1 protein-coding gene is annotated in these 794 nt (G+C 67.0%); it reads right to left on the bottom strand.

Going from position 1 to position 794, the window contains the following annotated elements; all coding sequences use genetic code 11:
* On the bottom strand, positions 1 to 794 hold a 794-nt coding region (gene fgd / locus AC3A6P_RS36070), incomplete at both ends, for a glucose-6-phosphate dehydrogenase (coenzyme-F420) (RefSeq protein WP_487697452.1).

Genomic DNA, 794 nt, shown 5'->3' with positions numbered 1-794 from the left:
CCCGGGGCGTGGAACACCAGGTGGTTGAGGCCCCAGTCCACGTAATCCTTGACCTTGGCGACGGCCTCGTCGGGATCTGAGGCCACGATCCAGCGCTTGGCCACCTGCTCGATGGGCAGCGCGTCGGCGGCCTTCTCCATCTCGATCGGGTCATCGATGGAGTGCTTCTGCTCCGCGGTCAGCGACAGCGGCGCCCAGAAGCGGGTGTTCTCCAGCGCCAGTTCAGGATCGGTGTCGTAGGAGATCTTGATCTCGATCATCCTGTCGACGTCGTCGGGGTTCTTGCCCGCCGCCTCGGCACCTTCGCGCATCGCCGGGATCAGCTTGTCTTTGTAGAGCTCCTCGCCCTTGCCCGAGGTGCAGATGAAACCGTCACCCGCGCGTCCGGCGTACTTGGCCACCTGCGGCCCGCCCGCGGCGATGTAGATCGGGATCCCGCCCTCGGGCACGTCGTAGATCGAGGCGCCCTTGGTCTTGTAGTACTCCCCGTCGAAGTCCACGCGGTCACCGTTCCACAGCTCCCGCATCAGCCGAACCGATTCGCGCAGCCGGGCGTAACGCTCCTTGAACTCCGGCCACTCCCCCTCGTAGCCGGTGGCGATCTCGTTGAGCGCCTCGCCGGTGCCGACGCCGAGGAAGATGCGGCCGGGGTAAAGGCAGCCCATGGTGGCGAACGCCTGGGCGATGACGGCCGGGTTGTAGCGGAACGTCGGTGTGAGCACCGAGGTCCCGAGCTGCAGGCGCTTGGTGCGCTCGCCGACGGCCGTGATCCAGGCCAGTGACCACGGGGCGTG

This window comes from Mycobacterium sp. Soil_C_30 (assembly GCF_057656995.1).
The sequence above is the reverse complement of the archived record's forward strand: the minus strand, read 5'-3'. Positions and strand labels throughout refer to the sequence as shown.